At 70.9% G+C, this 23,559-nt stretch carries 25 protein-coding genes and 1 riboswitch; of the genes, 9 read left to right on the top strand and 16 right to left on the bottom strand.

The window, feature by feature from the left end:
* Nucleotides 1-70 precede the first annotated feature (70 nt).
* The 4 genes from IF11_RS0103025 to IF11_RS0103040 all read right to left on the bottom strand — a co-directional run bounded on the left by IF11_RS0103025 (nucleotide 71) and on the right by IF11_RS0103040 (nucleotide 5,756).
* Nucleotides 71-742 carry a hypothetical protein gene (locus IF11_RS0103025; RefSeq protein ID WP_037726821.1) on the bottom strand — a complete coding sequence of 224 codons (672 nt, stop codon included), beginning with the start codon at nucleotides 740-742 and terminating at the stop codon, nucleotides 71-73.
* Nucleotides 739-4,833, bottom strand: a complete 4,095-nt coding sequence (locus tag IF11_RS0103030) for a Pls/PosA family non-ribosomal peptide synthetase (protein WP_063759112.1) — start codon at nucleotides 4,831-4,833, stop codon at nucleotides 739-741. Before IF11_RS0103030 ends, IF11_RS0103025 begins: the two co-directional genes overlap by 4 nt.
* Nucleotides 4,834-5,054: 221 nt before the next feature.
* The gene (locus IF11_RS0103035) at nucleotides 5,055-5,450 is read right to left on the bottom strand and encodes a DUF2267 domain-containing protein (RefSeq protein WP_030349811.1); all 396 of its coding nucleotides are present in this window, start codon (nucleotides 5,448-5,450) and stop codon (nucleotides 5,055-5,057) included.
* Between the two features lie 63 nt (nucleotides 5,451-5,513).
* Nucleotides 5,514-5,756 carry a DUF6296 family protein gene (locus tag IF11_RS0103040; protein ID WP_030349812.1) on the bottom strand — a complete coding sequence of 81 codons (243 nt, stop codon included), beginning with the start codon at nucleotides 5,754-5,756 and terminating at the stop codon, nucleotides 5,514-5,516.
* 301 nt (nucleotides 5,757-6,057) lie between these two features.
* Between IF11_RS0103040 and IF11_RS0103045 the strand changes: the two genes are divergently transcribed.
* Both IF11_RS0103045 and IF11_RS0103050 read left to right on the top strand, forming a co-directional pair.
* Nucleotides 6,058-6,774 (top strand): lysophospholipid acyltransferase family protein, encoded by a 717-nt coding sequence (locus IF11_RS0103045; RefSeq protein ID WP_030349813.1) that lies wholly within the window; start codon nucleotides 6,058-6,060, stop codon nucleotides 6,772-6,774.
* A gap of 85 nt (nucleotides 6,775-6,859) precedes the next feature.
* Entirely contained in the window at nucleotides 6,860-7,891 is a 1,032-nt protein-coding gene (locus tag IF11_RS0103050; RefSeq protein ID WP_030349814.1) for an NAD-dependent epimerase/dehydratase family protein, read from the top strand.
* Nucleotides 7,892-7,954: 63 nt separating this feature from the next.
* On the opposite strand, the gene IF11_RS0103055 is transcribed toward IF11_RS0103050, so the two are convergent.
* From IF11_RS0103055 to IF11_RS0103090, 8 genes are all read right to left on the bottom strand, one after another.
* Complete coding sequence (locus IF11_RS0103055; protein ID WP_030349815.1) at nucleotides 7,955-9,532, bottom strand: alpha/beta hydrolase; 1,578 nt, start codon at nucleotides 9,530-9,532, stop codon at nucleotides 7,955-7,957.
* Between the two features lie 143 nt (nucleotides 9,533-9,675).
* Nucleotides 9,676-10,449, bottom strand: coding sequence for an urease accessory protein UreD (locus tag IF11_RS0103060; protein WP_030349816.1), 774 nt, complete (start codon nucleotides 10,447-10,449; stop codon nucleotides 9,676-9,678).
* A complete protein-coding gene (ureG, locus tag IF11_RS0103065) occupies nucleotides 10,446-11,123 on the bottom strand; it encodes an urease accessory protein UreG (RefSeq protein WP_030349817.1) in 678 nt (225 codons plus the stop codon). The genes IF11_RS0103060 and ureG overlap by 4 nt, the downstream gene beginning before the upstream one ends.
* A 52-nt stretch (nucleotides 11,124-11,175) precedes the next feature.
* On the bottom strand, nucleotides 11,176-11,850 hold the full coding sequence (locus IF11_RS0103070; protein WP_030349818.1) for an urease accessory protein UreF: 675 nt from the start codon (nucleotides 11,848-11,850) through the stop codon (nucleotides 11,176-11,178).
* A complete protein-coding gene (locus IF11_RS0103075; protein ID WP_030349819.1) occupies nucleotides 11,850-13,571 on the bottom strand; it encodes an urease subunit alpha in 1,722 nt (573 codons plus the stop codon). The genes IF11_RS0103070 and IF11_RS0103075 overlap by 1 nt, the downstream gene beginning before the upstream one ends.
* On the bottom strand, nucleotides 13,564-13,875 hold the full coding sequence (locus IF11_RS0103080; protein ID WP_030349820.1) for an urease subunit beta: 312 nt from the start codon (nucleotides 13,873-13,875) through the stop codon (nucleotides 13,564-13,566). The genes IF11_RS0103075 and IF11_RS0103080 overlap by 8 nt, the downstream gene beginning before the upstream one ends.
* A gap of 16 nt (nucleotides 13,876-13,891) precedes the next feature.
* Entirely contained in the window at nucleotides 13,892-14,194 is a 303-nt protein-coding gene (locus tag IF11_RS0103085) for an urease subunit gamma (RefSeq protein WP_030349821.1), read from the bottom strand.
* A gap of 278 nt (nucleotides 14,195-14,472) precedes the next feature.
* On the bottom strand, nucleotides 14,473-14,787 hold the full coding sequence (locus tag IF11_RS0103090) for a type II toxin-antitoxin system Phd/YefM family antitoxin (RefSeq protein WP_030349822.1): 315 nt from the start codon (nucleotides 14,785-14,787) through the stop codon (nucleotides 14,473-14,475).
* A gap of 172 nt (nucleotides 14,788-14,959) precedes the next feature.
* On the opposite strand from IF11_RS0103090, the gene IF11_RS0103095 reads away from it, so the two are divergent.
* Nucleotides 14,960-15,607 carry an ATP-dependent Clp protease proteolytic subunit gene (locus IF11_RS0103095; RefSeq protein WP_030349823.1) on the top strand — a complete coding sequence of 216 codons (648 nt, stop codon included), beginning with the start codon at nucleotides 14,960-14,962 and terminating at the stop codon, nucleotides 15,605-15,607.
* A 331-nt stretch (nucleotides 15,608-15,938) separates the two neighbouring features.
* Nucleotides 15,939-16,121, top strand: a riboswitch (cyclic di-AMP (ydaO/yuaA leader).
* Between the two features lie 3 nt (nucleotides 16,122-16,124).
* Nucleotides 16,125-16,598: a C40 family peptidase gene (locus IF11_RS0103100; RefSeq protein WP_030349824.1), complete on the top strand. Its 474-nt coding sequence runs from the start codon at nucleotides 16,125-16,127 to the stop codon at nucleotides 16,596-16,598.
* 117 nt (nucleotides 16,599-16,715) lie between these two features.
* Here IF11_RS0103100 and IF11_RS0103105 read toward each other — a convergent pair whose 3' ends face one another.
* Nucleotides 16,716-17,147: an ATP-binding protein gene (locus IF11_RS0103105; RefSeq protein ID WP_030349825.1), complete on the bottom strand. Its 432-nt coding sequence runs from the start codon at nucleotides 17,145-17,147 to the stop codon at nucleotides 16,716-16,718.
* A gap of 256 nt (nucleotides 17,148-17,403) precedes the next feature.
* Here IF11_RS0103105 and IF11_RS0103110 point away from each other — a divergent pair, with 256 nt between their 5' ends.
* Together IF11_RS0103110 and IF11_RS0103115 are read left to right on the top strand one after the other, a co-directional pair.
* The gene (locus tag IF11_RS0103110) at nucleotides 17,404-18,258 is read left to right on the top strand and encodes a helix-turn-helix domain-containing protein (protein WP_030349826.1); all 855 of its coding nucleotides are present in this window, start codon (nucleotides 17,404-17,406) and stop codon (nucleotides 18,256-18,258) included.
* Between the two features lie 8 nt (nucleotides 18,259-18,266).
* A complete protein-coding gene (locus IF11_RS0103115) occupies nucleotides 18,267-18,473 on the top strand; it encodes a DUF397 domain-containing protein (RefSeq protein ID WP_030349827.1) in 207 nt (68 codons plus the stop codon).
* Nucleotides 18,474-18,477: 4 nt separating this feature from the next.
* Here IF11_RS0103115 and IF11_RS0103120 read toward each other — a convergent pair whose 3' ends face one another.
* On the bottom strand, nucleotides 18,478-19,629 hold the full coding sequence (locus tag IF11_RS0103120; protein ID WP_030349828.1) for an 8-amino-7-oxononanoate synthase: 1,152 nt from the start codon (nucleotides 19,627-19,629) through the stop codon (nucleotides 18,478-18,480).
* A gap of 142 nt (nucleotides 19,630-19,771) precedes the next feature.
* Between IF11_RS0103120 and bioB the strand changes: the two genes are divergently transcribed.
* From bioB to bioD, 3 genes are read left to right on the top strand one after another with little or no spacing between them, the layout of a single operon-like run.
* On the top strand, nucleotides 19,772-20,917 hold the full coding sequence (bioB, locus tag IF11_RS0103125; protein WP_030349829.1) for a biotin synthase BioB: 1,146 nt from the start codon (nucleotides 19,772-19,774) through the stop codon (nucleotides 20,915-20,917).
* Nucleotides 20,910-22,199, top strand: a complete 1,290-nt coding sequence (locus tag IF11_RS0103130) for an adenosylmethionine--8-amino-7-oxononanoate transaminase (RefSeq protein ID WP_030349830.1) — start codon at nucleotides 20,910-20,912, stop codon at nucleotides 22,197-22,199. Before bioB ends, IF11_RS0103130 begins: the two co-directional genes overlap by 8 nt.
* Nucleotides 22,200-22,202: 3 nt before the next feature.
* On the top strand, nucleotides 22,203-22,940 hold the full coding sequence (bioD, locus tag IF11_RS0103135; RefSeq protein WP_030349831.1) for a dethiobiotin synthase: 738 nt from the start codon (nucleotides 22,203-22,205) through the stop codon (nucleotides 22,938-22,940).
* A gap of 15 nt (nucleotides 22,941-22,955) precedes the next feature.
* On the opposite strand, the gene IF11_RS0103140 is transcribed toward bioD, so the two are convergent.
* Both IF11_RS0103140 and IF11_RS0103145 read right to left on the bottom strand, forming a co-directional pair.
* Nucleotides 22,956-23,327 (bottom strand): hypothetical protein, encoded by a 372-nt coding sequence (locus IF11_RS0103140; RefSeq protein WP_030349832.1) that lies wholly within the window; start codon nucleotides 23,325-23,327, stop codon nucleotides 22,956-22,958.
* Entirely contained in the window at nucleotides 23,324-23,551 is a 228-nt protein-coding gene (locus tag IF11_RS0103145; RefSeq protein ID WP_030349833.1) for a hypothetical protein, read from the bottom strand. The genes IF11_RS0103140 and IF11_RS0103145 overlap by 4 nt, the downstream gene beginning before the upstream one ends.
* Nucleotides 23,552-23,559 lie beyond the last annotated feature (8 nt).

Below are 23,559 nucleotides of genomic sequence, written 5' to 3' on the forward strand. Positions count from 1 at the left end.
CCCGAGGTCCGCCGTCTTCGGTCTTACGACCTACAGCGGCGGTACTTGAGTACAGGACGGGCTTCTCCCGTCATTGCCTCGCCATCACCTCGTTCACCAGGTCGAGAGCGAGGTCGCGCGTGTGGTGCACCGGGAGGTGGACATCGGTGTACCACTCCTCGGTGGCCTCGGGGTGCGGTCCCACGACCCCGACGCGGCCCGCGCCGAACGGTGCGACGAGCGCGGCGACCGTGCCATTGGGGTAGGTGGCCAGGACCGTGGCGTCCGCGCCGTTGTCGAGGAGGAAGAGGGGTCCGTCCTGGAAGAAGAGGGTGCGTGGCCGGCCGCGCCATCGCACCTCGACCAGTGTGTCGTTGTCGTCGTGGACCGTTGAGCCGGCCGAGGAGTTGTACTGGTCGGTGTCGCCCGGCAGCAGAGCGAACCCCGGGGTGGCCCCGGCCAGATAGCCGCCGAGGCAGAAGCCCAGATAACACCCCCCGCCCCGGACGTACGCACGGACGGCGCCGCGCTGTCGCTCCAGTTGCCGGTAGCCGTGCGACAACGTCCCGCCGCCCGGCTGCGCGTACACCCGCGCGCGGGCCAACGACTCTGCCGACAGGGGCAGTTCCTCGTCCGGACCGGTGTAGCGGACATCCAGGCCCCAGGGGCCGGCGGCGAGCAGCACGGCCACGGCCTCCGGGCAGCCGGGCCTGGCGGCGGGCCCTCGGTAGACGAGGGCCCGGTCCGGTCCGGCGGGTGTCATGAGCCTCGCGTCCGGGCATCGAAAGCCGGGATGTCGAAAGCCCGGACATGCGGAGCCGGGGCGTCGCGGGCCGGGGCGTCGCTTTCCGGGGCGTCGCTTTCCGGGACGGGGCGCCTCTCGACAACGCCTTCGGCGGGGATACCGCGCCAGCTCGTGCCCGGTGTGAGGTGCTCGCCCTTCATCAGCAGCGACAGCGCGCCGAGCTGGACGTCCTCGCCGACGACGGAGTCGTACAGCACGACCGCGCGGGTGCCGACGCTCGCCCCGTCCTCGACCGTGACCAGCGACATCTTCATGACGCGGTCCTCGAACAGATGCGTTTGCAGCGATACGCGCAGACCGACCGCGGCGTTGTCCCCGATGTCCACGAGGTCGAACTCCGTGAGGAAGGTCGTGCCGATCCAGGTGCCTCGTCCGATGCGCGCCCCGAACCGCCGCAGGATCACCGGCAGATACGGCGTTCCGATCAGGAAGCCCACCCCGGCCGGCACCGCCGCCGCCTCGAAGAGGCCGGTGACGAACTCGGTGCGGCGTACGAACAGACTCCACAGCGGTTCGACCCGGGGCCGGTAGACCCCGATCACCACCCGCTTGACCGCCGCGCAGTACGAGATCACCATGAGGCTCGCGATCATCACGAGGACCGGCGCCAGCAGCACGGGCACCAGCAGGCCGGGACGGCGGGTCAGCCAGGACAGCGCCAGCAGATACAGGTACGCGCTCACGGCCAGCACCGACGCGGGCATCGTGATGCGGAAGAACTCGATGCCCAGGCGTTGGAGTACGGCCCTGCGGGTCGGCCGGAAGGTCAGTTCCTCGGGGAACGATCCGCTGCTCTGGCGGACAGGCAGCCGGATCGCGGGCGAGCCCAGCCAGGTGGTGCCGTCGGGTACGTCACCCTGCGGCGGGACCGTACCCACTCCGACCAGGGACCCTGGTCCGGTGCGCGTTCCGGCGAGCAGGAGCGCGGAGTTGCCGATGAACGCGCGCTCCCCGACCTCGGTGGGGCCGAACGCGACCTGCCCTGCCGCGAAGGTGGCACCACCGACATTGGCCAGGTCCGCGACGAAGCTGCCGTCGCGGAGGGTGAGCAGGCCCGGGTCGATGTGCGAGACGGTGGAAACCTCGGCGCCCCGGCCGATCCGCGCGCCGAGCAGCCTGAGCCAGGGCGCGGTGCAGAGGGTGGCGTACAGCGAGTTGGTGAAGGTGAGGCTGATCTCCAGCAGCTTGTCCGACACCCACTTGCGTACGCCGAGCGAGGAGCGCACCGGATGGATACCGACCGGCACTCTCCGCAGGATCAGCCGCTTGCCCACGGCGACCACACAGCAGACCGTGACCACGAACACCGGACCGGACAGCGCCGTGGCGACGACGCCGGCCGCGAGGCCCCAGGTCAGCGTCGCCCACCAGAACAGCGCGATCCCCGGCACAGTCATCGCCACTGCGGCGGTCTCCAGCAGCACCAGTCCGGCGAGCGCGGCGGCGAGATGGCGCGGCCGCCATCCGTCCGTACGACGCTGGGCGCGCATCATGGCCTCGACGCCGGGGGCGAGCGCGTCCACCGGGCGCGGCGGCGATCCGGCCACGCGCGCGCCGGCGGGAATCGCCTCGTCCTGTCCGATGACGGACTGTTCGCCGAGGCCGGCCCCCGCTCCCATGCGTGCGCCGGGTTCGAGGACCGCGTTGGCTCCTACGAAGGCGTGCGGCCCGATCTCGATCGGGGCGACCGTCACCCAGCCGTCCGCCACCCGCCACGGACTCACGGAGACGCCGTAGCCGATCGAGGTGTCCCCGCCGACGCGCAGCAGGGCGGGCAGCGTGATCGTGTGGGTGGCGATGGTGGTACGCGGTCCGATACGCGCGCCGAGCAGCCGTAGATAGGCTGCCATCATGGGCGAACCGCTCAGCACCGGCAGCGGCCCGAAGCTCAGCAGCAGATGCACCACCCAGAGCCGTATGTAGACCGGGCCCCACAGCGGGTAGCGGCCCGGCCGGATGCCCGCCGACAGCGGGCGCACGAGAGCGACCGGTACGAGCCAGCGCACGACCAGATAGCTGAGATACACACCGAGCGTCGTCTGCGCCGACGTCCGGACCGAGATCCGGCCGCCGTGCCGGCTGTACACGTACGCCACCGGCAGGCTGAGCACGAGCAGCAGCAGGTAGATCACACCCGCCTGGGCCGCCCCCGCGCCCGCGATACGGCCGTTGGTGTGACGGATCGGCGCGGGGCGGGGTGGCGCGGACAGCTGCGTCGTGTTCTCCGTGGCGCTCAGCCGGGCCGCGAGACCGCGCACGGTCGGATACGCGTAGAGGTCGCGCAGCGCGGTGTTCGCGCCGATGTCCCGGCCGCGCAACACCGATACGACCCGGGCCGCAAGCAGCGAGTGGCCCCCGAGGTCGGTGAAGAAATCCGCCTCGGCCGACAGCGCCTCGGGCCCGATCCCGAGGACCTCCGCCCAGGCGTCCCGTACCCGCGTCTCCAGCGCGCCTTCGGCCGCGACCAGCCGGCCGCCGCCCACCAGCCGCCGGCCGGTGGGGGCGGGCAGCCGCTTACGGTCCACCTTGCCGCTGGCCATGGCGGGAAGACCGGGGAGGATGTCCAGGAAGGACGGCACCATGTACGCGGGGAGTCTGCGCCACAGGCTTTCGTGCACCCGGGTGATCAGGGTGTCTTCCTCTTCCTCGCGGCCTGGTGCGCGCACCACGTAGGCGCACAGTTCACTGCTTCCCCCGCCACCGGCGCGGTCCGGAGGGGGCGTCAGGGCGGTGACCGCCTCGGCCACGCCGGGATCCTCCAGCAGGACGCTGTCGATCTCGCCGAGATCCACCCGGTATCCCCGGATCTTCACCTCGTCGTCGGCCCGGCCCAGGAACTCGACCTCGCCGTCCCGGGTTATCCGGCCGAGGTCCCCGGTGCGGTAGAGCCGGCTGCCCCGGGGGGCCAGCGGGTGCTCGATGAACCGGTCGGCGGTCAGCTCCGGCCGCCCGACGTAGCCGTCGGCGACGCCGGGGCCCCCGATACAGATCTCACCGGTCTCGCCGTCGGCCACGGGCCGGAGTTGTTCGTCGAGCAGCACCACCGAATAGGTCGGCAGCGGTCTTCCGATCGTCACCGCCCTGCCCGGCGTCAGTTCCGCCCAGGTCGCCGTGACGGTGGCCTCGGTCGGGCCGTACGTGTTGAGCATGCGCCGCCCCGGCCTGCTCCAGCGCTCGACCAGCTGTCCGGGGCAGGCCTCACCGCCGACGACGATGCTGCGGATGTACGGCAGCTCCGCCGGGATCGTCTCCAGCAGCGTCGGCACGCAGTAGAGCATCGTGATCCGCCGGCTGTGCAGGAACTCGCCGAGTTCCGCGCCGAGATGACCGGAGCCGTCCGGGCCCGCGACGACCGTGGCGCCGACCGACCAGGTCGGCCAGATCTCCTCGATGGAGAAGTCGAAGGAGATCGTCATGCCCTGGTACACCCGGTCCTCCGGCCGCACGTCGTAGACCTTGGGCACGACATCGAGGAAGTTGCAGATGCTCGACTGGGCGACCTTCACCCCCTTGGGCCTGCCGCTCGACCCGGAGGTGTACATAATGTACGCGGCGGGGCGACCGTCCTCGGGGCCGGGCTCGTGCGGGAGCGGCCGGGTGGTGGGTACGACGGCGAGTTCGCGGCCGTACGAGTCCAGCTCGACCACCCGGCAGGCGAGACCGTCCACAGCCGGCGCGAGAGCGGACGTGGTCAGCACCAGATCCACGGCGGCGTCCTCCATGATGAAGGCGAGCCGGTCCGGAGGGGACGCCGGATCGATCGGCACGAACACCGCTCCGGCCTTCCCCACCCCGAGCAGGGACACATACACCTCCACCGACCGCGGTATCAGGATCGCGACCCGGGCCCCCCGGCCTATCCCGAGACCATGGAGGAAGTGCGCGAGCTGGTTGGCGCGCGCGTCGAGTTCGGCGTAGGTCAGTGCGTGGTCCGCCCACTCAAGTGCCGTGGCCGACGGGGTACGGTCACAGGCGGCCTCGAAGACGGAGTGCAGGCGCCGGCCCGCCCCTCCTGACGGCAGTCCACGCGCGGAGTCGAGCAATCTCATGACGTCTTTCCTTCATCGCGGCGCACGGCGGGACTTCGGGGGTGAGGTTCCGAATCCCGGGATGTCATACGACGGGAGAGCCACCAGCCCGGACGGGGGGCACGGGGCCCACCACTGTCCGGCGAATCGTTCGATCCAGCGATCGATCAAGCCGCTTCATCAGTGAAACGGCATCCACGCGTTTCGGCATCCTGAGCGGACGGGCTCCGGGGTCGGTGCGCTCAGGTCGGCTGCGACCGGCCGAAGAGGAGGTCGTACCCGGGCGGGAGCTGGAGGAGGACCCGGCGCATCAGTTCCTCGCCGGCGGAGTCGGCCACGACGCTCAGAACGGCGCCCACGTCCCACTTCGCGGTCTCCTCGTTCGCTCCCTCGATCCACGCTGCGGTGGCCCGGACGAACCGCTCCGGGGTGAGCGGCTCGGCGGCCGGGAGCGGGTCGAGGAGCACCAGGGCGCAGGATTCCGGCAGCCGGGCGGCCAGTTCGGCCCTCTCGGCCCCGACCACATGGGCGCCCAGCAGCGCCAGCACGACACGGACCGCCCGTTCGGCTTCCTGCGGCGTGGAGTACTCACCACGCTCCTGGACCGCGGCCAGGAACGCGTCCCACCGCATCACCATGGCGGCCGCACCTCCTCCTCAGCTCCTGCCCCGAAGCTCCTGCCCCGTCGGGAAGCCCGCGGCTCAGGCCGGGTGCGCCCGGACCGACACCTTGAGATCCTGGTGTCCGCCACTGGCGACCATCCGTACCTCGTCCTGGTCGCTGATCTCCGCAAGGACGATGCCGGTCTCGTCCGCGTACAACGCGTGCCCGCCCGGCCCCAGCCGGTCCGTACGGTGCACCACCACGACGTCCTCGTCCTCCGGAGCCCTGTCGGGCGCGTCCGGGTACGCGAAGACCAGCGTGTACGTATCCGACATTCCCATGCGGCCTCCTGAAACAGCTCACCTCTCACGGAGAGCGGCGCCTCTGTGGCATCGGGGAACCCGTAGGCACGGCGAGTGGGCCCCGCCACCGGCGGGCCCCACCACCGATCAAACCAAACGGACCCTACGGCCGCATCCCGGCCGCACGCGGCCGCCGTGGGTTCAGCATGGCCCTGCCCCGCTCTGCCCCGAGACGGTTACGGGGGACCTCACCCGCACATACACTTGCCACCGCCGGGCACCCTGTTGACCTGGGACAACGCCGTTCTGTGGCCGGCCGGGCCAGTGAGGAGCGCTCTCCGTGTTCTATTACGTCCTCAAATATGTGCTGCTGGGGCCCCTGCTGCGGCTGCTGTTCCGGCCCCGGATCGAGGGCCTTGAGCACATACCCGCCGATGGCGCCGCGATCATCGCGGGCAACCATCTGTCGTTCTCCGATCACTTCCTGATGCCGGCCATCCTCAAGCGGCGCATCACCTTTCTCGCCAAGGCCGAGTACTTCACCGGCCCGGGGCTGAAAGGGCGGCTGACGGCGTTCTTCTTCCGCGGTGCCGGGCAGATCCCGGTGGACCGGTCGGGGAAGGAGGCCGGGCGGGCGGCGATCCGGGAAGGGCTCGGGGTGCTGGCCAAGGACGAGTTGCTGGGGATCTATCCGGAGGGCACCCGCTCGCACGACGGCCGGCTCTACAAGGGCAAGGTCGGGGTCGCCGTGATGGCGATCAGGGCGCAGGTGCCGGTGGTGCCCTGCGCCATGGTCGGCACCTTCGAGATCCAGCCGCCGGGGCAGGTCGTCCCGAGGATCAAGCGGGTGACGATCCGGTTCGGCGAGCCGCTGGAGTTCGCGCGCTACGCGGGTCTGGAGAACGAGAAGGCGGCGGTCCGCGCGGTCACCGACGAGATCATGTACGCGATCCTCGGGCTCTCCGGGCAGGAGTACGTCGACCGTTACGCGGCCGAGGTGAAGGCGGAGCAGGCGAAGGCCGAGCCGGCCGGGAAGTTCCCGCGGCTGCGTCGCTGAGAGCAGATTCGCCACCGGCGAACTCCCCTGGGCGCGGGGTTCCCGTACCTCTAGCGTCCCCCGTATGACCAGGGGAAACGTAGTGGTGATCGGTGCGACAGGACAGACGGGGCGGGTCGCTGTGCGGGCGCTCGCCGAGGACGGCTGGGAGGTACGCGCGGCCTCGCGCGGCGGCGGCCGGGACGAGCACTGGCCCGAGGACGTACGGACGGTACGGCTGGACCGTGAGGATGACGCGGCGCTGGCCTCGGTGATCGGCGACGGCTGCGATGTCGTCGTGGACATGGCCGCGTTCGGGCGGACACACGCCCGCCAGCTGACCGGGCTCGCCGGCCGGATCGGCTCGGCGGTCGTCATCTCCAGCGGCGCGGTGTACGAGGACGATCGGGGCCGGGGCTTCGACACCCAGAACGAACCCGACGGCGGCCCGCGCTATCCGGTGCCGATCTCCGAGACACAGCGGACGGTGGCGCCCGGCGAGACGACGTACAGCACGCGAAAGGTGCTGCTGGAGCGCGAGTTGCTGGCGGCGGGCGACGCACCGCCGGTGACGCTGTTGCGGGCGGGCGCGATCCATGGCCCGTACTGCCGCACCCCGCGTGAGCTGTACTTCGTCAAACGGCTGCTGGACGGCCGCCGGCGGCGCGTACTGGCGTACGGCGGCCGGAGCCGCTTCCATCCGGTCCATGTCGCCAATCTCGCCGAGCTGATCAGACTGGCGGCGGCGCGCCCCGGCTCTCGCGTGCTCAACGCCGGTGATCCGCAGGCCCCGACCGTCGCGGAGATCGGCGCGGAGATCGACAAGGTGCTGGACCGTGAGACCGAGACGGTACTGATCGACGGGGCACCGGAGGACGGCGTCGGCGACACCCCCTGGAGCCTGGAGCATCCCGTGATCTACGACATGGCCGCAGCGGAGCGGGAGTTGGGGTACCGGCCGGTCACGGACTACGCCGAGTCCCTGCCCGGGACCGTCGCCTGGCTCACCGAGCGACTGCGCGGCCGGGACTGGGCGGACGCCTTCCCCAAGATGGTCCGGAACTACGGGCGGGACGGGCTCTTCGACTACGCGGCCGAGGACGCCTGGCTGGCGCGGCACGACCGGACAGCCGGATAGCAACCGGCCCGGAGACGAACGGACGGGGGCGGCCGGCGAACCGGTCACCCCCGTCCCGGAGTCCTACGGCTTGGGCGTGGCGTGCGGAGCGCACGTCACATCGGCGCTGTCCAGCGCCCCCGTCAGCAGGTAGGACTTCACCCGGTCGTTGATGCACGGGTTCAGCACATTGGTGATGCCGTGCGAACCGGCGTCGCGCTCGGTGATCAGACGCGATCCCTTGAACCGCTTGTGCAGCTCGACGGCGCCCGCGTACGGCGTGGCGGCGTCCCGCGTGGACTGCGTGATCAGCACCGGCGGCAGCCCCTTACCGGTCTTGACCTCCACCGGGGTCTGCTGCTTGGCGCCCCAGGTGGCACACGGCAGGTTCATCCAGGCGTTGGACCAGGTGAGGAACGGGTGGTCGCGGTGGAGCCGGGTGTTGTCCCGGTCCCACTGCTTCCAGCTCGTCGGCCACTTGGCGTCGGCGCACTCGACGGCGGTGTAGACCGCGTTGCCGTTCTCGGACTTGGCGTTGCCCACGGTGTCGGACATGTCGGGGGCGGCCGCGTCGATCAGCGCCTGCGTGTCACCGGCGAGGTACTTGCTCCAGACCGTGGCGACAGGCACCCAGCTGGAGTCGTAGTACGGAGCGCTCTGGAACAGGCCGAGCAGCTCGGCCGGTCCCACGACGCCGCCGATGGGGTTCTTCTTGGCGGCGGCGCGCAGGGTGTCCCACTGCTTCTCGACCTGAGCGGCGGTGGTCCCGATGTGGAAGGACGCGTCGTTCTTGGCGACCCACTCCATCCAGTCCTGGAAGCGGGATTCGAAGGCGACGTCCTGGTCCAGGTTGGCCTGGTACCAGATCTTCTCCTTCGACGGGTTGACCACACTGTCGACGACCATACGGCGCACATGCGTCGGGAAGAGCGTGCCGTAGACCGCGCCGAGGTACGTGCCGTAGGAGACGCCGACGTAGTTGAGCTTCTTGTCGCCGAGCGCGGCCCGGATGACATCCAGGTCGCGTGCGGTGTTGGGCGTCGTCATGTGCGGCAGCATCCAGCCGCTGCGCTCCTGGCAGCCGTCCGCGTACTCCGCGGCCAGCTTGCGCTGCGCGCGCTTGTCGGCCTCGCTGTCGGGGACCGGGTCGAGCTTCGGCGCCTTGACGAACTCCTGCGGGTCGACACAGGAGATGGGCGTGGAGCGGCCCACCCCGCGCGGGTCGAACCCGACGAAGTCGTACGCCTTCGCGGCGTCGGCCCAGATCGCGTTCTTGGTGACGACCCGGCGCGGGAACGCCATGCCGGAGCCGCCGGGACCGCCCGGGTTGTAGACCAGGGAACCCTGGCGCTCCTGCTGGGTGCCGGTGTTGCCGATCCGGTCGACGGCGATCTTGATCTGCCGGCCGTTGGGCTTCGCGTAGTCGAGCGGGACGCTCACCCAGCCACACTGGATGGGCTTCTCCAGTGCCCAGTCGGCCGGGCAGTCCTGCCAGTCGATGCCCTTCTGCGCGGCGCGCTCGGCGGCGACCGTGGCGCCGTACGCCGCCGGGTCACCCTGGTGGCGGCCGTCGGCGGTCGCCGCCGGGGCGGCTATCGCACCCGCTATGAGCGTTCCCGTGAGCAGCGTGCCGGCCGAGCCGAGCACTGCGGTGCGTCTCAAGTGGAACCTCCCCCTCCGTGATGCGCTGCCTGCGGCAACGCGTTCGATTGGACTCCCCGGGATCCTTTCGTCTGTGTGGTGGCTGAGAACAGGCCACGCGGCCATTTCTTTACCGAACCAATAACCGGTACGCGCTGTCCCGCTCAGCGGTACGCGGAGACGGATCCGTGGGTCTGATGCGCGCGCAGCACCTCGTCCAGGACCCGCCGCAGCCGCAGGGCGTCCGGGGCGACCGCCGTGACGAGCGCCCCGGGTCCGGCGAGCGGGGTGAGGACGGCGGTGTCGCCCAGCAGCCTCGGTTCCACCGGCTTCTCCTCGAACTCCTGCCCCACGAGCAGGAGTTGACCGACGGCCCGGTAGCCGCAGAGGACCGCTCCGCCGTCCCAGCCGCCGGCCGCGCCGGGTCCGTGGGCGAGTTCCTGGTCGAGCAGCGGGCGTCCGGCGCGGTGGACGGTGAGCCGGGTCAGCAGCGTGCCGGGCCCTTCGCCGTGCCGGCCGAGGATCTGCTCGTCGCGCAGCACCAGCCGGGCGGTGGCGGCGAGTTCGACGCGGGTACGCATCCGCAGATCGCTGCCGTACGCCGAGATGAGCTGCTCCGGAAGCCAGTGCAGCTCCGCGCCCTCCCCCACGGTCAGCCGCACATCGTAGTGGGCCGGTTCGGCCGGGACAGGGCCTGGGCGTCCGGGCAGGGCGACGGTCGCCGCAGCCGCGTCCACGGTGAGCCGCGCGCCGTCCCGTACGTCGGCCTCGATCGCGAGCCGGTCGCCGCTGAGCGGTGCGCTCATCGCGCCGACGACGGTGACCCGGGCGCCTGCCCCGGTGGCACGGGTGCGGCGCAGTGCCAGCGGTCCCTCACCGGTCAGTACGGGCAGTCCGGCGGGGGTGGCGACGATACGTGCGGTGGCGTGGACGCTCATGCGGTCCAGGCGGCGAGCCGCGCCAGCACCCAGTCCGTGACCGGCCGCACCCCGTCCTCGCCCGTCAACGAGGTGAAGGCGACGGGCAGTTCACCGCGCTGCTCCTTGGCGTCGCGGGCCATCCGGCCGAGGTCGGAGCCGACGTACGGCGCGAGGTCCGTCTTGTTGATCACGAGCAGATCGGCGGTGGTGACCCCGGGCCCGCCCTTGCGCGGGATGTCGTCGCCGCCCGCCACGTCGATGACGAAGATCTGGGCGTCCACGAGGCCCTTGGAGAAGGTCGCGGTGAGATTGTCGCCGCCGGACTCGACGAGGATCAGGTCGAGCGGTCCGACGGCGTCCTCCAGATCCTCGACGGCTTCCAGGTTGGCGGAGATGTCGTCACGGATCGCGGTGTGCGGGCAGGCGCCGGTCTCGACCGCCTGGATGCGCTCGGGGGGCAGCACCGCGTGCCGGAGCAGGAACTCGGCGTCCTCGCGGGTGTAGATGTCGTTGGTGACGACGGCGAGTGACAGCCGGTCGCGCAGGGTGCGGCAGAGCGCGGCGACGGTCGCCGTCTTGCCCGAGCCGACGGGTCCGCCGAGGCCGATACGGAGAGCGCGCCGCCTGCCGTCGGGGCGCAGGGCGTCGGCGCTGACGGCGGCCGGGCCCGAGTGGCTGTGGTCGAGATGCATGGTGCGGCTCCTGTCGGGGCGTACGGGAAGAGGACGCGAGGCGTTGGGGCGGTTACGAGGCGAACAGCCGCACCGGCCACCCCGCGTGCGCCTCCGCGGTGATGTCGAGCAGCGGCGCCGAGGCGGCGGGCAGCGCGTCCAGACCCTCCCGCGCCGCCCGCCCCGCCAGCTCCGCGGCCCGCCCGGCGACCCGGTCGAGTTCGGGCGCGAGGCGGGCGAGGACGGCGGTGGCCTCGAAGGGGTCGAGACTGAGCAGCCGTACGGCCGCGGTCGCGGGGCCGCTGACCGTCTCGTACCCCGCGCAGTACGCGGCGTCCTCGGGGGCGAGCCCGGCGGAGCGGGCGGTGAGGCCGAGGACGACCGGCTGGTGCGCGCCGCGCGGCCGGGCGGCGGCGAGCGCGTCGAGTTCGCCGCTGGGCCAGGTGGCGCGGGCGGCGCGCATCAGCTGCCGGCCGAGCTTGCGCGCGGTCGCCCGGAGCGCGGGTGAGGGGGTACGGGCATCGGCGGCCTCGTCGAGTTCCAGCGGGTCGAGGCCCCCGGCCGCCGCGGCGGCGAGGGCCGCCGCGGTCAGTCCGGTGGTGTGCAGCCGGCCCCGGCAGAACGCGGCCAGGCTCCGGGCGTCGTGGATCCGCCCCGCCCTGACGGCCGGTTCGGCCCCGCCCGAGTGGGCGTGACCACCGGCGGGGAACCGGCCGTCGGCGAGCACGAGCAGTGCGGCGCGGTTCATCAGAACAGGAAGTAACGCTGGGCCAGCGGGAGTTCGGCGGCGGGCGCGGGCTCCACCGGCTCGCCGTCGATGGTCACCGTGAAGCTGTCGGCGTCGACCTCGACGCGCGGCAGTGCGTCGTTCTCCCGCATGTCCGCCTTGGTGACCCCCCGGGTGTTGCCGATCGGCGCGAACCTCTTCGCCAGGCCGAGGCGTTCGGGCAGCCCGTCCTCGATCGCCGCCTCCGCGACGAAGTTGACCGAGCCCGCCGCCGCCGCGCGGCCCAGCGCGCCGAACATCGGCCTCGGCAGCACCGGTTGAGGGGTCGGGATGGAGGCGTTGGCGTCGCCCATCTGCGCGTACGCGATCTGCCCGCCCTTGAGGACGAGTTGTGGCTTGACGCCGAAGAAGGCCGGGTCCCAGAGCACCAGATCGGCGAGTTTGCCGGTCTCGACGGAGCCGATCTCCCGGTCGAGCCCCTGGGCGACCGCCGGGTTGATGGTGTATTTGGCGACATAGCGGCGGGCGCGGTGGTTGTCGGCGCGGCCGTCGCCCGGCAGTGCGCCGCGGCGCTTCTTCATCACATGCGCGGTCTGCCAGGTGCGCATGATCACCTCACCGACGCGTCCCATGGCCTGGGAGTCGGAGGAGATGATCGAGATGGCCCCGAGGTCGTGCAGGATATCCTCGGCCGCGATGGTGGAGGGCCGGATACGGGACTCCGCGAAGGCGAGATCCTCGGGCACGGCCGGGTTGAGGTGGTGGCAGACCATCAGCATGTCGAGGTGTTCCTCGATGGTGTTGACGGTGTGCGGCCGGGTCGGGTTGGTGGAGCTCGGCAGTACGTACGGCTCGCTGACCACGGTGATGATGTCGGGGGCGTGCCCGCCGCCCGCGCCCTCCGTGTGGTACGCGTGGATGGTGCGGCCCGCGATGGCGGCGAGGGTGTCGCCGACGAAGCCCGCCTCGTTCAACGTATCGGTGTGGATGGCGAGTTGAGCGCCGGACTCCTCGCACACGCGCAGACAGGCGTCGATGACGGCGGGGGTGGCGCCCCAGTCCTCATGGATCTTGAACCCCAGTGCTCCGCCGCGCAGTTGGGCACGCATCGAGTCCTGGGACATCGTGTTGCCCTTGCCGAGCAGCCCGATATTGACGGGGAACGTCTCCAGCGCCTCGAACATCCGCGCGAGATGCCAGGCCCCGGGGGTGACGGTGGTGGCTTTGGTGCCCTCGGCCGGTCCGGTGCCGCCGCCCACGAGAGTGGTGATTCCGCTCGCCAGCGCCTGGTCGACGATCGTCGGCGAGATGAAGTGGACATGCGCGTCGATCGCGCCGGCGGTGACGATCTTCCCGTTGCCGGAGATGACTTCGGTCTCGGGCCCGATGACCAGCTCGGAGTGGACGCCGTCCATGGTGTCGGGGTTGCCGGCCTTGCCGATTCCGGTGATCCGGCCGTCCCGTACCCCGATGTCGGCCTTGACGATGCCCCAGTGGTCGATGATCAGCGCGCCGGTGATCACGGTGTCGGGCGCGCCCTCGGCCCGGGTCGTACGGGACTGGCCCATCGACTCGCGGATCACCTTGCCACCGCCGAACACCGCCTCGTCCCCGGCGAGTCCCGGCCCGCCGGAGCGGTCCTCCTCGATCTCGACGAGCAGATCGGTGTCGGCGAGACGAATCCGGTCGCCGGTCGTGGGGCCGAACAGATCGGCGTATCCGGCGCGGGACAGCTCAGTCATCGAGGGGACCTCCGGTCTCTCCCCGCAGGCCCGGTACGACGCGCAGACCGGTGAGGGGTACGAGTACGACATCGACGGGAATGCCGGGTTCGAAGCGCACGGCGGTACCGGCGGCGATATGCAGCCGCTTGCCGCGCGCGGCGGCCCGGTCGAACTCCAGACCCGGGTTGGCCTCGGCGAAGTGGTAGTGGGAGCCGACCTGGACCGGCCGGTCGGCGGTGTTGAGAACGGTGAGCGCGGTGACCTCGCGGCCCTCGTTGAGGACGATCGGCCCGTCGGCGTAGAGGATCTCTCCGGGAATCATCGGCGGCGCTCCCCCGTCAGACGATCGGGTCATGGACGGTGACAAGCTTCGTACCGTCCGGGAAGGTGGCCTCCACCTGGACGTCGTGGATCATCTCGGGGATGCCTTCCATGACATCGTCCCGGCCGAGCACCGTGCGTCCCGAGGCCATGAGCTCGGCGACGGTACGGCCGTCCCTGGCGCCTTCGAGAATGTGCGAGGTGATCAGGGCGACCGCCTCGGGATGGTTGAGCCGCAGTCCGCGTTCCCTGCGCCTGGCCGCGACATCCGCGGCCACATGGATGAGCAGACGCTCCTGCTCGTGCGGGGTCAATTGCACGCTTCCACCTCATCGTCTCCGGCCCGGTGACGGCCGGGCGCAGCCGAACCCTAGCCAACTTCAACATTCCGTTGAACTGTGATCGGGGTGGTCACAGCCAGGCATTGCACGTTAGGGCGGAAGTTTTTCCAACGCGTTAACTGATCTTTTGCCGGCCCCTGGACATCGGGGCACGCACCCCGAGCCGCCGCGATCGCGGTCCTGGCGACATCGGCCGCGCGGACCGGCACGGGTCGCCTCACAAGTCGTATACGGAGTCGGCGGCACAGCCGGCGGCGTCACCTGCCGGGGCCCGGCGGCCGGTCACCGCCCTCCGGGCCGTGGCGGTCCGGCCGGTGCTCGGCCGCGATCCCGAACCGCCGCCGCTCACCGGGGGCGGACGGTACGGGCCGGATGGCCGAGACCGAGCTGATCACCTGCTCCTCGGCCGCGTCGGGCTCGCTCTCAAGCCGTTCCAGGTCAGCGGCGGAGACCAGCGCGACCAGCGGCTTCCCGTGCCGGGTCACCACCACGCGCTCACCGCCGTAGACCACGCGGTTGATCAGATCGGCGAGCTCTGCCCGGGCTTGCGTCACCGGAATCTCGTAGGCCATGCCCCCAGCTTAAAAGGGCGACACGCCATGAACCGAGGTGCGGCGCCCCGCCGCCACCGGCGAGGGCCCGTGTTCCGTCCGGATCTCCGCGCATACCCGTGCCTGACGTTCTGTACGTCCTGTACATTTTCACAGAGACCTACGGAGACCCTCGTACGAGGAGAGGCACGCCATGAACCGTCCTTCAGCCCGCTACGTCCTGCCCGAGTTCACCGAGCGGACGACCAACGGGACCCGCACCCTCGACCCGTACTCCAAGCTCCTCGAAGAGCGGATCATCTTCCTCGGCACCCCGGTCGACGACACCGCGGCCAACGATGTGATCGCGCAGTTCATCCACCTCGAATACGCCGCGCCCGACCGGGACATCTCGCTCTACATCAACTCCCCGGGCGGCTCGATCAGCGCCATGTCCGCGATCTACGACACGATGCAGATCGTCACCTGCGACGTGGAGACCATCTGCCTCGGACAGGCGGCCTCGACCGCCGCCGTACTGCTGGCCGCCGGGGCGCCGGGGAAGCGGATGGCTCTGCCCGGAGCGCGGCTCGTCCTCCAGCAGCCCGCCATCGAGGAGCCGGTCCAGGGGCAGATGTCCGATCTGGCGATCCACGCGCAGGAGATGCTCCGGCTGCGGTCCCTGCTCACATCCATGCTGGCGCGGCACACCGGGCAGAGCACGGAGCGGATCACCGAGGACATCGAGCGGGACACGATCTTCGACGCGCCGGCCGCCCGGGCGTACGGGCTGCTCGATCACGTCGTACAGAACCGCAAGACGTCCCTCAACGCGTCACGCGACCTCTTCGACGCGCGGTGAACGCCTGCGCCGACACGGCGAGCCGTTCCCGTATGGACGCCGCCCATACGGGAACGACTCGCACGTTCGGCGTATGAACCGACTGGACGAGTACGGGGGGTCAAGTTGCGCGGAGCGACCTGATCCGCGAAGCACCCCCGAACTCCCTTGCAGGTACGGCCCTCATCAGGGGTCACGCCCTCGGCGCGACACACCCCTTCGCCACACTTTCGGATCAGTCGTGACGAACTTCACATATGGTCGTTTCGTCTCGGATATCCACCTGTTCCTGCGTCAAGATCCCTGGGACGACAAGCCCCCGCCACCGCGGCGGGGCGGTCCGGGCGGACGCCGAGTCCTGCCGCCGCACCGGATGCAGGTCGACAGGAGTGGATCGGCAGGAGTGGAGGACCCAGGCAGTACGGGACGACGCCCGGTGTGGTCGTCCCTCGGGGTGAAGCCGTGAGAGCGGCCGGGCAACTTCGCCAGCCCGAACCCGACAGGTCATCCTTCACAGGCGGCTGACGAAGGGTTGCGCATGACCGCGCAGACGAATGTCCCGTCTCTGTTGTCCAGGACCGGTGCGGTTTCGGTCCTCACACTCGCCGCGCTCGGCGGCACGATGCTCGTGCCCGGCGCCACGTCCGAGGCCGAGGCCGCCACGCGCGCGGTCAAGGCCCTCAAGATCGCCGCCTCGAAGGAGGGCTCGCCGTACCGGTGGGGAGCCACGGGGCCCCATCGCTTCGACTGCTCGGGGCTGACGCTCTACTCGTACAAGAAGGTCGGCAAGAAGCTCCCCCGCACGGCCCAGCAGCAGTACAACTCGTCCCGACATATCGCGCCCTCCCAACGGCGCAAGGGGGACCTGGTGTTCTTCCACTGGGGCGGCTACGTCTACCACGTCGGGATCTACGCCGGCAGGGGAAAGATCTGGCACTCGCCGAAGACCGGGGCGCTGGTACGGCTGGAGCGGATCTGGTCCCCGAGCGTCTTGTACGGCCGGGTGAACTGACCCCGGCCGCCCGCACCGGCCCTCCCCGAGCCACAGCCCCCCGGACGTAAGGACGCTGACGACGCGTCGAAGGGGCTGTCCACGCCCCGGCGGGGACAGCCCCAGGACGGCCCCCGGTCAGCTGGAGACCGGGACCGTCCACGGCAGGACGATCCAGACCGTCTTGCCACCCTCCGCGGTCGGGGTGACCGTGACCTGTCCCCCCTGCTCGGCGGTGAGCGAGCGGACGATCACCATGCCGCGGCCGTTGTCCTGCTGCACGGCCGCGGGCAGCCGTTGCGGCCAGCGCGGATGGCTGTCGGTGACTCCGACGCGCAGTTGCTCGTCGCGTTCGAGCCTGATCTCCACGGTGAACGTGGGCGACTGGCCGAAGGTGTGCTGCACCGCGTTCGTGGCCAGTTCCGAGACGATCAGCCGTACCGTCTCGGCCATGTCCTCCCGCGCCGGCAGCCCCCACTCGGCCAGCAGGTCCACGACGTATCTTCGCGCCGCGGTGACCGAGGCGGGATCGCTCGGCAGGGTGATGGATGCTTCCTGGTGGTCTGCCATGGCGACGCCGTCCCTTTCCCGCCGGGCCTGGCTCCGGCACAGAGCGGATGACTGCGCGGACGGCCTCGGACCGTGCTTCGCGCCAGCCTGCCACTGATCGTGCCGTTCCCAGGGCCGATCCACCGAGATCTGCATATATCTGTCGCTCAAAGCGGTGAACTCTGCAACGCGAGACCGTATTTGGGCGCCGAAAAGATATCTTCTCCGCCGCGGCGCCCAAGGGCGCGACGAACACAGGGCGGGGAGGCAATCATTCATGCGGCATATTCCAGAGGTGCGCCGGCGCAGGCTCGGTGAGGAATTGCGCAAGCTGCGGCAGAGCGCGGGGCTGACGAGCGGCCAGACCGCGCGGCTGCTCGGCTGGCATCAGTCGAAGGTCAGCCGGATCGAGACGGGCGTCAGCGGGGTGAAGGACGAGGATCTGGCCGGGCTGCTCGACGCGCTCGGCGTCAGCGATCCGCAACTGCGGCTGCTGCTGGGCGCCTTGGCCGGGACCACCAGCAACGGCCAGGGGTGGTGGATGGCGTACGGCGGCGTGATCCCGCCACAGTACCGGGACTTCATCAGCCTGGAGTCCCAGGCCCGTACCGCGCGCACGCTGGAGACTTCCGTGGTCCCGGGGCTGCTCCAGACCCCCGCGTACGCCCGCGCCGTAACCCGTGCGGCGCTCGGCGGGATGCCCTCCGCGACGGTCGACTCCCTGGTCGAGGTGCGGCTCGCCCGCCAGGAGGTGCTGCGCGCCGGCATACCCCTGAAGCTGCACGCCGTGCTGGACGAGGCCGTGCTGCGCCGTCAGGTGGGCGGGCCGGGCGTGATGCGGGAGCAGCTGCTACAGCTGTCGGAGCTGGCCCGTCTTCCGCACATCTGTCTTCAGGTGCTGCCGTTCACGGGGGGCGGCTATGTGGGACTCACCGGTCCTTTCGTTATCTTCTCGTTTCCGCACATTACTGATCTGGATTTGGTCGTTCTCGACCATTTGACGAATAGCCTCTATCTGGAGCGGAAAGAAGACCTTGAGGCGTACTGCGCGGCGTTCGGCACAATGCAGGCGCATGCCCTCTCGACCGAGGATTCATTGGATCTCATCGCCGGGATCGGTGACGGCGCCTAGGGAGCATCATGACCCCCCACCTGACATGGCCATCCGCATGGCATCGCAGCAGCTACAGCACCGGCGCGAACAACTGCGTGGAGTGCGCCCCCAATGACGCGGGCGGACTGGCCGTACGTGACTCCAAGGAAGTGACCCGACCCCATCTGTTCTTCTCGGGGGACGCCTGGACCTCCTTCGTCTCCGCGCTGCGTGACGAGGCGCCGGCCCGCTGACCGCTCAGCTCGCGTCCCCGGGCGCGAGCGAGACGATCGTGTCCACCGCCGTGCCGATCTGCTGATCCGTCAGATCGGCACGGGCGGTGAGCCGGATCCTGGAGACGCCGTCGGGCACCGACGGCGGACGGAAGCACCCCACGAGCAGTCCCGCCGCACGGCACTCCGCGGCCCAGCGCACGGCCGCCTCGGGTGACGGTGCTCGTACGGAGACCACGGCGGCGTCCGGTCGTACGGCCGTCAGGCCCGCCCCGGTCAGCAGCCGGTGCAGCGTACGGGCCACTTCGCGCGCCCGGTCCGCTCTGGCGGGCTCCCGGCGCAGCAGCCGCAGACTCTCCAGCGCGCCGCCGACGGCCGCCGGCGCCAGTCCCGTGTCGAAGATGAACGTACGGGCCGCGTTGACCAGATGGCCGATGACCCGTGCCGGGCCGAGTATCGCGCCGCCCTGGCTGCCCAGGGACTTGGAGAGCGTGACGGTGGCCACCACACCGGACGCCCCGGCGATGCCCGCCGCGTCCGGCGTGCCCCGGCCCCCCGCGCCGAGCACGCCCAGTCCGTGCGCGTCGTCGACGAGGAGGGCCGCGCCGCGGGTACGGCAGACCTCGGCCAGTTCCCCGAGCGGGGCCGCGTCGCCGTCCACCGAGAACACCGCGTCGCTCACCATGAGCGCCCGCCGCCCGGCGTGCGCGTCGAGTGTCTTGCGTACGGCCTCGGGCTCGGCGTGCGGTACGACCACGGTCTCGGCGCGCGAGAGCCGGCAGCCGTCCACGATCGAGGCGTGATTGCCCGCGTCGGACAGCAGCAGCGAGTCGCGGGCCGTGAGCGCGGTGAGGGCGGCCAGATTGGCCGCGTAGCCGGAGGAGAGGACGAGCGCGGCCTCGAAGCCGCAGAACGCGGCCAGTTCACGTTCCAGATCGGCGTGCAGCTCGGTGCTGCCGGTGACCAGCCGGGAGCCGGTGGCGCCCGCGCCCCAGCGGCGCGCCGCCTCCGCCGCCGCGCCGGTCACCGCGGGGTGGCGGGTGAGCCCCAGATAGTCGTTGCTCGCCAGGTCCAGCAGCCCGGATTCAGCCGGGCGCGGCCGGAGCGTACGGACCAGCCCCGACCGTTCACGGCGGCGGGCCTCGTCGTCGGTCCAGTCGAAGGGGTCGCGCTCCATGGTCCGGTCCTTTTGTAGGCAGCGCACAGACCTTAGCCGGGTCGCGACCGGGTCAGGGTGTGGTCATACACACACGTCGTTCCGACGGTGTTGTGGGGTTCCTCCTTTTCCCGGACGTCCTCGATGGGCAAGGATCAGCACCATGGACCTGCTGAACACGCTGGTGGAGAAGGGCCTGCGGCGCGAGCTGCCGACCCGCGAAGAAGCGCTCGCCGTACTGGCGACCTCCGACGACGATCTGCTCGAAGTGGTGGCCGCGGCCGGGAAGGTGCGCCGTCAGTGGTTCGGGCGGCGGGTGAAGCTCAACTATCTGGTCAATCTGAAGTCCGGGCTGTGCCCCGAGGACTGCTCGTACTGTTCGCAGCGGCTCGGCTCCAAGGCCGAGATCCTCAAGTACACCTGGCTGAAGCCCGACGAGGCGTCGAAGGCGGCGGCCGCCGGAGTGGCGGGCGGGGCGAAGCGGGTCTGTCTGGTCGCGAGCGGCCGGGGTCCGACGGACCGCGATGTCGACCGGGTCTCGCAGACCATCGAGGCGATCAAGGAGCAGAACGAGGACGTCGAGATCTGTGCCTGTCTCGGGCTGCTCTCGGACGGCCAGGCGGAGCGGCTGCGGGCCGCGGGCGCCGACGCGTACAACCACAACCTCAATACGTCCGAGGGCACGTACGGCGACATCACCACCACCCACACCTTCGCCGACCGGGTGGACACGGTGCGACGGGCGCAGACCGCCGGGCTGTCCGCGTGTTCGGGGCTGATCGCGGGCATGGGGGAGAGCGACGCGGATCTGGTCGATGTCGTCTTCTCGCTGCGCGAGCTGGACCCCGACTCGGTGCCGGTCAACTTCCTGATCCCGTTCGAGGGGACGCCGCTCGCCAAGGAGTGGAACCTCACCCCGCAGCACTGTCTGCGCATTCTGGCCATGACGCGGTTCGTCTGCCCCGATGTGGAGGTCAGGCTGTCGGGCGGGCGCGAGGTGCATCTGCGCTCGATGCAGCCCCTCGCGCTCCATCTGGTCAACTCGATCTTCCTCGGGGACTATCTCACCAGCGAGGGCCAGGAGGGCCGGGCGGACCTGGAGATGATCGCGGACGCGGGCTTCGAGGTGGAGGGCGCGGACACGACCACGCTGCCCGAGCACCGTCGCGAGGGATGCGGTCCGTGCGGATCGGGCGATTCCGGGCAGTCCGCTCCGGCGGAACCGGTCACGAACACCGGGGCGCCCCGTACGGACCTGGTGGCGGTACGCCGCCGCGGCGCCGGTACCGACCTGGCGCCCAATGCCTGACACGGCCCCCGGCGAACTGCTGGCCCTGGACCGGGCCCATGTCTGGCATCCGTACGGCCCCATGCCCGGCCGTGCCGAACCGCTGGTCGTGGAGTCCGCGTCCGGGGTACGGCTGCGGCTCGCGGAACCCGCCCAGGGACAGCGCGAGTTGGTCGACGGCATGTCGTCCTGGTGGTCGGCGATCCATGGCTACAACCACCCCGTGCTCAACGCGGCGGCGCACGGCCAGCTGGACCGGATGAGCCATGTGATGTTCGGCGGGCTCACCCATGAGCCGGCCGTGCGGCTCGCGGCGCTCCTCGTCGAGATCACTCCGGAGCCGCTGCGCCATGTGTTCCTCGCCGACTCGGGCTCGGTGTCGGTCGAGGTCGCGGTGAAGATGTGTCTCCAGTACTGGCGTTCGGTGGGCCGTCCGGCGAAGCAACGGCTGCTGACCTGGCGCGGCGGCTACCACGGCGACACCTGGCAGCCGATGTCCGTGTGCGACCCCGACGGCGGGATGCATGACCTCTGGTCGGGGGTGCTGCCCCGGCAGATCTTCGCGGACGCGCCGCCCGTCGGGTACGAGGAGCCGTACGCCGACGGTCTGCGCGCGCTCATCGCCCGCCACGCGGACGAACTGGCCGCGGTCATCGTCGAGCCGGTGGTACAGGGCGCGGGCGGGATGCGCTTCCACTCCCCCGCGTATCTGCGGGTGCTGCGGGAGGCGTGCGACGCGCACGATGTGCTGCTGATCCTGGACGAGATCGCGACGGGGTTCGGACGGACGGGGACGCTCTTCGCCGCCGAGCAGGGCGGCATCTCGCCCGATGTGATGTGTATCGGCAAGGCGTTGACCGGCGGGTATCTCACGATGGCGGCGACGCTGTGCACGTCACGCGTGGCCGAGGGCATCTCGCGGGGCGAGGTGCCGGTGCTGGCGCACGGACCGACGTTCATGGGCAATCCGCTGGCTGCCTCGGTCGCCCGCGCCTCGATCGAGCTGCTGCTCGACCAGGACTGGGCGCGGGAGGTCAAGCGGATCGAGGCGGGCCTGCGCGAGGGGCTCGCGCCGGCCGCGTCCCTTCCCGGCGTACGGGAGGTACGGGTGCTGGGCGCCATCGGCGTCGTCCAGCTGGACCACGCCGTGGACATGGAGGCCGCGACGAGGGCGGCGGTACGGGAGGGCGTATGGCTGCGGCCGTTCCGCGATCTCGTGTACACCATGCCGCCGTATGTCACGGATGACCGGGATGTCGAACGGATCTGCCGCGCGGTGACGGCGGCGGCGGGAGAGGGCTGAAGCATGCCGGTGATGATCGTGACGGGAACCGGGACGGAGATCGGCAAGACCGTCGTCACGGCGGCGGTGGCCGCGGTCGCGCTGGCGCGTGGGCGTACGGTCGCGGTGCTCAAGCCCGCACAGACCGGTCTAGGGCCGGGTGAGACAGGTGACGCGGCCGAGGTGGCGCGACTGGCGGGACCGGTCACGGCCGTCGAACTGGCGCGGTACCCCGACCCGTTGGCCCCGGCGACCGCGGCGCGGCGGGCCGGCGCGGCGCCGGTGGGGCCGGAGGAGATCGCCGACGCGGCCGAGAAGCTGGCGGCCGAGCACGATCTGGTGCTGGTCGAGGGCGCGGGCGGACTGCTCGTACGGTTCGACGGGACGGGCGCGACGCTCGCGGACGCGGCCCGGCTGCTGGGGGCTCCGGTGCTGGTGGTGGCCCCCGCCGGGCTCGGCACGCTCAATATGACCGCGCTGACCGCGGAGGCGCTGCGGGCGAGGTCACTGACGCTCGAAGGGGTCGTGATCGGCCGCTGGCCGGCCGTGCCCGACCTCGCGGCGCGCTGCAATCTGGGGGATCTGCCGGAGTCGGCGGGCGCGCCGCTGCTGGGCGCGGTCCCGGAGGGCGCGGGTGCGCTGACTCCCGCGGAGTTCCGGGAGCGCGCGGTGTCCTGGCTGGCACCCCGGCTGGACGGACGGTGGGACGCGCGGACGTTCGCACGGGAAGCGGACGCGCCGGGAGCCACCGGAACTCCATAGGGGGTCCGGCGGGTCTCAGAGGCTCCAGTCGCGCAGTTCCGCGGCGATGGCATCGATGTCGGCCGTGCCGTCCTTGACCAGTTTCGCCAGGTCCCGGACGCGCTCGGGCGAGGTCGCGACCCGCAGCCCGCTCGCCACCAGATAGCCGTAGGCCACGGCGGAGGCGAACAGCGCGTTGGAGCGTTCCAGGGCCGGGACGTGGAGCAGTAACTGCAGCAGGGCGGCGGCCCGTGCGTGCGGGTCGCCGTACACGGGGGTGCCGAATATCTCCGCCTCATGGCGGCTGACGGCGGCGACCAGCGCGCCCCAGTCGGTGACCTGTGGATCCCCGGGTGTGTGGTGCTCCGCGACCATGAGGAGCCAGGCGAGCTCGATCCGAAGCGTCAACGCGCGCCCGCGCGCTCCGCGCCGAACTCCTCGGTGAAGACCGATTCGTACTGCTTCATGAAGTCGGCGGCGGACTCCACGAACGTACGTCCGGCCTCGCCCGCGTCCCGTTTGACCAGCTCTTCGATATAGCGGTTCACGCTCATCCCCCGCTCGGAGGCCCGCAGACGCGCGGCCTCCGCGGTGGTCTCGTCCACACGTACGTTCAGCTGCGTCTTGGCCATACGCCAAA

Source organism: Streptomyces scopuliridis RB72 (assembly GCF_000718095.1).
GTDB classification, from domain to species: Bacteria; Actinomycetota; Actinomycetes; order Streptomycetales; family Streptomycetaceae; genus Streptomyces; species Streptomyces scopuliridis.